Consider the following 5,102-nt stretch of genomic DNA (forward strand, 5'->3'; position numbering starts at 1 on the left):
CGTCAGGCGGCGAAAAGCCGAAGGCAATCCTGTGCGCCTCGTCAGACAAGATGTGCGGCCGCATCAATCGGGCCCAAAAGCCGCACTCTCACGAATAGGACGGGCTAGCTCAATTGATTTCATGACGAGAGGCTAATGTGGAACCGCACAATTTTGACGTAACTGCCGGGCCGCGGTACAGGTCTCGCAAGAGCATCAACCCGACCGATCCGGGCAAGACGACTTTGAGCAGCAATTAAACGAGGTGCGCGAAGCCGATAACGCGATCCCTGACGGTGGGCCACGCGGTAGGCCCTCTACCAATGTGTCTAGCTACACCAGCAGTCCCCGGCCGAGCCGATGAGTGCACTTGCCAGGAGCAACCTCTTGCCAAGCGAGGTCCTCATCAACGATGAGCGTAACACAGCTGAGTTGAGAGCAGCGAAGAGGCCAAGGGCCCTAAAAAGTCCGCAAGGCGTTGCCATTGAGCAGCAGCTGAGCGAGTTCGCCAATTCAGGCGGTGGTGGAGCAATGTCAGCAGCCTCCGCGATGCAGCCGGCTCAATCAACTGGGATTGTGGTACGGGGGCATCAGTTGGACAAGCGGCCTGTTTATCCGAGGATGCTCCCGAAATCTTGAGGCTTGAGGAGGCTCTCATCAAAGGCGGGATGGTCGCCGGTGGGGCGAAGCAACATGCAGGCGCTCTTCTTAGCTTTAGCCGTTGGCTCTTCGCAAAACGCAGACCGAGCATTGTTGCTCGGCAGGACAATAAGTCGCTGAGCAATGGCGGTGACGTATACGAGTTCGTCGGAAAGGGAAATCCCAAAATCCTCCTTGTAGCATTAGACCATCTCCGCACCTTTCGGTCGACGGGCGAAGTCATCGTACGCCAACGGAGCGGTCGCGCCCGCCCCCCGAACGTGGCCCCCATCCATCCCGAAAGCGCGGCACTGATGGAACCGACGCTCATCGGCGACGCCGCTGCACAGCACAGGGCCTCGTACGAAGCTAGCAGTCGGCGAGAGGAGCTTCGGGACGGGCAGGAGGATCAACCCGCCCCGTCGGCTTTCGTCCAAGGGCACGTCGCGATCAATCCCGAGCAGCTTCATCAGTGGGAGCTTTTGCAAGTGCTGGATCATCTTGGTCATCAACCCATTCCGTCACCAGCCTCCGTCCCTTCGGAGGAGCTTCAGCGACTGGAAAAGGACTTACAGGGCGAGTTGCACCGACACCCTGCCGCGTCGTTCTCCGCCGATCCAGAAGAGTTTAGTTTCGATCTAAAGCAATTCTCTCCAGGGGAGCTTCGGCGATTGCTTGATAATCAATCCATGCCGTCCCCCGTCTCCGTCCCCTCAGAGGAGCTTCAGCGACTAGAAAAGGACTTGCAGGATGACTTGCGCCAACACCCTGCCCCGTCGTTCTCCGCCGGTCCAGAAGGGCTTAGTTTCGATCTAGAGCAATTCTCTCCAGGGGAGCTTTGGCGATTGCTCGATGATCAATCCATACCGTCGCCAGTATCCGTCGATCCAGATGACTCGGCTCTAAATTTAGGGCAGTCTGATCTTCCCCGAAAGAGTGGAGGGGTTTAAGCGGCTTTTAGCTCCATCTCGATCGGGCGATATATCGATTGCGGAATGGAGCCGGGTTCGGCTCGTAGAAGCCCTCGATGAAAGCAAAGATAATGCGCTGGGCGTCGGCGCGGTTATGGTTGCGATGACGAACCAGTGTATGGAGGAAGCTCTCCATCGGGGCATTGTCGTAGCAAACGGCCTCGCGGCTCATCAACGCGGTGATGCCGGCGCCCGCGAGACCGCCTCGTCTCATGCAATTGGGTTCTTTGGTGAAGGTTGCGGAATTCACGGGCGCGAATAAGGTCATAAGATCAGAATCGCAATCGATGCCCGCGATTCGCCCTTGCTCCATGCCTTCCGCTCGCTGGTTTCCCCCGAGCTTACGATCGTCCAGGTCCTTCCCCATGCCGATAAAGTGGTGCTCGTTGCTCGGTCGAAGGTCGCGCTCTCGTTTCTGTCACGCTTAGCCGACTTGCCGTGGTAGGGTTCGGTCCCATGCGTCACGATAACGTCGGAGCAGAACGGCGCTTGCGATGATCAGAAGAATATCAACGTAGATATCAACAGATTGAGCGCGTGTTCCGTTTGGGGCGCGTGTGTGATGATTGTCGGGTAATGAATGTATGACAGTCCGACGCTTGCATATATCCCCGGAGCGAGATGCGCGATGTATGTTCCCGTGACTGCTGTGCTATCGCGGTGCGCAAGCTGGCCTTTTGCCAGAGCAGCATCCACTGCAAGCTTACTCCAGGCCGTGTTGGTCGCCACGAGAGCAATCAGATCACTGGGCCGGCTATCAAAAGGTCCCTTTGCATAAAGACGAAGCTCGTAATACCGGCTGATCCTGTTGCGCTCAGGTGGAGCTCCCATGACGGAGAAGCCGCCGTAGATGCCGCGAGACGGCGACCCAAGGGCGTCACTCTGCCAGAGCTGCCTGTCCGCAGCGATGTAGTGAAAATTATTTCCGCTCTCCCTTTGTTGCTTGGGATCCGCCAAATTCGTGTAGCGGCTCCTGTTCAAACCAACGCCCGCCCGCAGCCACGTGTCGGGTACGCCGGGAGCAGCCTTGCTCTTGTAGCCGGCTTCTTCGACAAGAAGGATGCCTGCATTGGCCGTGCTCCATTTCAAGCCGGTGGGATTCTCGGTTATATGGGCATAGGCACCATCTGGACTGATTGAGCGCTGGACGGAGACCTTGTTGTACAAGCGAGCGTCAAAATTGTACTTCAAGTTGGCCGCTGGCGTGGGCGCGGCATTGGTGCTCATCCCAGCCTGGAACAAGGCAGACATGTTCGATCCTGTGATTCCTCCGAACAATGTGCCGGTGAATTCATTCTGGTTTCTGAGGTAGCCAAGTTTGAGTTCTAGTGTCCTATTGAAGAAAGTCTGGTAGTAGGCGAGCGTATTGAGTCCCACCCGATCTGGCCCTGGGCGATCCCACGTCCAGTATTGCTGCTCGGCCCCTACGACAATCTGTCCGTCGGCAATGCCAAACCGGCTCAGATCGTAGGTGACGATCATGAAGTTCGCCGACGCGAAAGTCGGATTCTGGCCCATATAGAGCTGGTTTGCGATAGTGCTTCTGGCTGCATGCGGTAGCTGGTTGCTTGCAAAGGAGTTATGTGTCCACCCGATATAGCCGATGCCGACGTCCGCCAGCGCAGATCTAACGCCCCCCTTGTCCTGATCAATCGTATCTGCAGGACCAGGGATGGGGAACCACAACCCTTTTTCACGCAGATTGTCGTACCTTTGGAAGGGATCGATCGTTTTTTGCGGTCTCGTCTGAGCAGCCCTGTCCGCATTGCCGCGCTTCTCCAAAGGCACTCCGGGACCTGCTGCTCGCGCCGGGGCAGGAGGGCGGATTGCCTGACAGATCAGGTCGATCGGGAGCTTTGCGGCCCGGTCGGAAGTCTTTCCTCTTTTGCTGGCCTGATCCACAGGGTGGTTACTAGGATCAAGTCCGCTCGCGGTTTGTGCCAGTACGGGATTGCCGACCAGACAAGCCGCTAGCGAAAGTGCGATAGCAAGCCCAGATTGCTTTCCCCTTGGTCTTAAATTGAAAGAAAGTGCTGCCGTAGCCGAGTATGTCCGGGGCGAGGTCGTCGCAAGAAGGCAATCACGCATGGCGTAGTTCGGGTCCATGTCTGCCGGCCATGAATATGCGGCCTGATTGGCCCGAAGTGAGCTCGCGGCGGCGTGTGGCACGCGCCTGCTTCCACATCGTCATTGCAAGCGCAGCCAAGCAATCCAGACCCCCCCGCAGTGGCAGTCTGGATCGCTTCGTCGCCAGCGCTCCTCGCAATGACGAGCAAGCGGCATCGCGGCTGTCGTTTCGCGTCCGTGGGGGAGGGGGACGAGCCAGAACTCGATCTATCCGAACAGAGCCACTCAGGCTTCCTGAACCTCTCAGCTCGCGGCGCGAGGATGATCTGGTCCGAAACTTTGGTTGTGCGTGACGCCGGTGCGCCCAGAGCCAGCGGAGAGCGCTGGCTCGGCAAATGCTCACGAGCGCGCGGAGCGTTCTGTCCTGGCCGCCAAAGCGTTGCGAATGTCCACCTTGCTCACTGTGCGTCAGGCGAGTCTGGCGGTGGTGCGCATCTGCATCGAAGGCGGCTTTCTGGACCAAACGGCAGCCACCCGAAAGCAAGGCTAGCCGTGCAAGAGGCTTGGCTTCACGAAGCGTTTCATTGGTATCGTTGTCAGCGAAACACGAGACGATCGGCGGGCTTGAAGGCCGAAGAGCTTTTGGATTTGCGCGCGCGGCAACCACACCACAATATCCAACGTGATAGCGCAGGGGACCGGAGGAATCAGCCATCGAGCAGCTTTGGCGGATATCGGCGAGCAGTTGCTTTCTGCCGTCGGCGCGGCAAAACCTGTCTTGCATCCAAAACCTTGATGTGCGCGGCGTTCGTTGGTTACGCTTGCCACGTGCCCGTCATCTCGAACAACCTGCCGGAACTGGTAGTTGATCAGGTGCAATGTTTGCCGGTCCAATCGCGCCATTGCGGCTCGGCCGATCAGCCGTGGCGCTTACGTGGCGCGTCCCAGACGAGGTTGCTGGTCTGGGCAATGCGTGAGGCGGGGCTCCATCGAACACTTGCAGGAATCAGTGGACGGTTTGCATTCGTGCCGGGGCACGGTAAAAAATCTGCAAGGTTCTTCTGAATGATGAGAGAATGCTGCGCCATCGCCGACTACGACGAGAACCATTGCTCGCTGGTGGCGCTATCATTGAGAACGCGCGCAAATTGTCGCGTTGCTCAAGAGGGAGCGTTTCATAGGAGTAGGCGCAGCCGATCGGAAAGCTCACCAAGATTGATTATTGTCGACGCTGGCAGCTCCTGGAACGCGGGAGCATCGCGAGCTATCGCGTCGACAAAATAAGCCTGCTGGAACGAGATCTTGAGCGAGGGACAATGGACTTGATTGATCAAGCGTGTGTTTCGGCATGGAATAAGGACCCCGTTTTCGGGGTGATCGGCATCCAATCGGGACCCCGGGATAAGGGTCCACAGTGGCTTCCATCGAGTCATGGAAGCCGAGGTT

Annotated in this window: 4 protein-coding genes; 1 reads left to right on the plus strand and 3 read right to left on the minus strand. The window is 57.8% G+C overall.

Annotated elements, in window-relative coordinates:
- The first annotated feature begins 932 nt into the window (after positions 1–932).
- Positions 933–1,568 (plus strand): hypothetical protein, encoded by a 636-nt coding sequence (locus QJT78_RS48225; RefSeq protein WP_080586886.1) that lies wholly within the window; start codon positions 933–935, stop codon positions 1,566–1,568.
- A 7-nt stretch (positions 1,569–1,575) separates the two neighbouring features.
- Here the strand turns inward: QJT78_RS48225 and QJT78_RS48230 are convergent, their stop codons facing one another.
- From QJT78_RS48230 to QJT78_RS48240, 3 genes are all read right to left on the minus strand, one after another.
- Positions 1,576–1,956, minus strand: coding sequence for a transposase (locus tag QJT78_RS48230; RefSeq protein ID WP_011084799.1), 381 nt, complete (start codon positions 1,954–1,956; stop codon positions 1,576–1,578).
- Positions 1,957–2,087: 131 nt separating this feature from the next.
- The gene (locus tag QJT78_RS48235) at positions 2,088–3,377 is read right to left on the minus strand and encodes a carbohydrate porin (RefSeq protein ID WP_224517703.1); all 1,290 of its coding nucleotides are present in this window, start codon (positions 3,375–3,377) and stop codon (positions 2,088–2,090) included.
- Positions 3,378–4,202: 825 nt separating this feature from the next.
- Positions 4,203–4,559 carry a hypothetical protein gene (locus QJT78_RS48240; RefSeq protein WP_162137032.1) on the minus strand — a complete coding sequence of 119 codons (357 nt, stop codon included), beginning with the start codon at positions 4,557–4,559 and terminating at the stop codon, positions 4,203–4,205.
- Positions 4,560–5,102: the final 543 nt, after the last annotated feature.

This window comes from Bradyrhizobium sp. Mp27 (genome assembly GCF_029953005.1).
GTDB classification, from domain to species: domain Bacteria; phylum Pseudomonadota; class Alphaproteobacteria; order Rhizobiales; family Xanthobacteraceae; genus Bradyrhizobium; species Bradyrhizobium barranii.

Excerpts from the sequence above, each read along its gene's own strand:
- QJT78_RS48240 (WP_162137032.1), bottom strand. The coding sequence starts at position 4,559 with ATGGCGCGATTGGACCGGCAAACATTGCACCTGATCAACTACCAGTTC.
- QJT78_RS48230 (WP_011084799.1), bottom strand. The coding sequence starts at position 1,956 with ATGGGGAAGGACCTGGACGATCGTAAGCTCGGGGGAAACCAGCGAGCG.
- QJT78_RS48225 (WP_080586886.1), top strand. The coding sequence starts at position 933 with ATGGAACCGACGCTCATCGGCGACGCCGCTGCACAGCACAGGGCCTCG.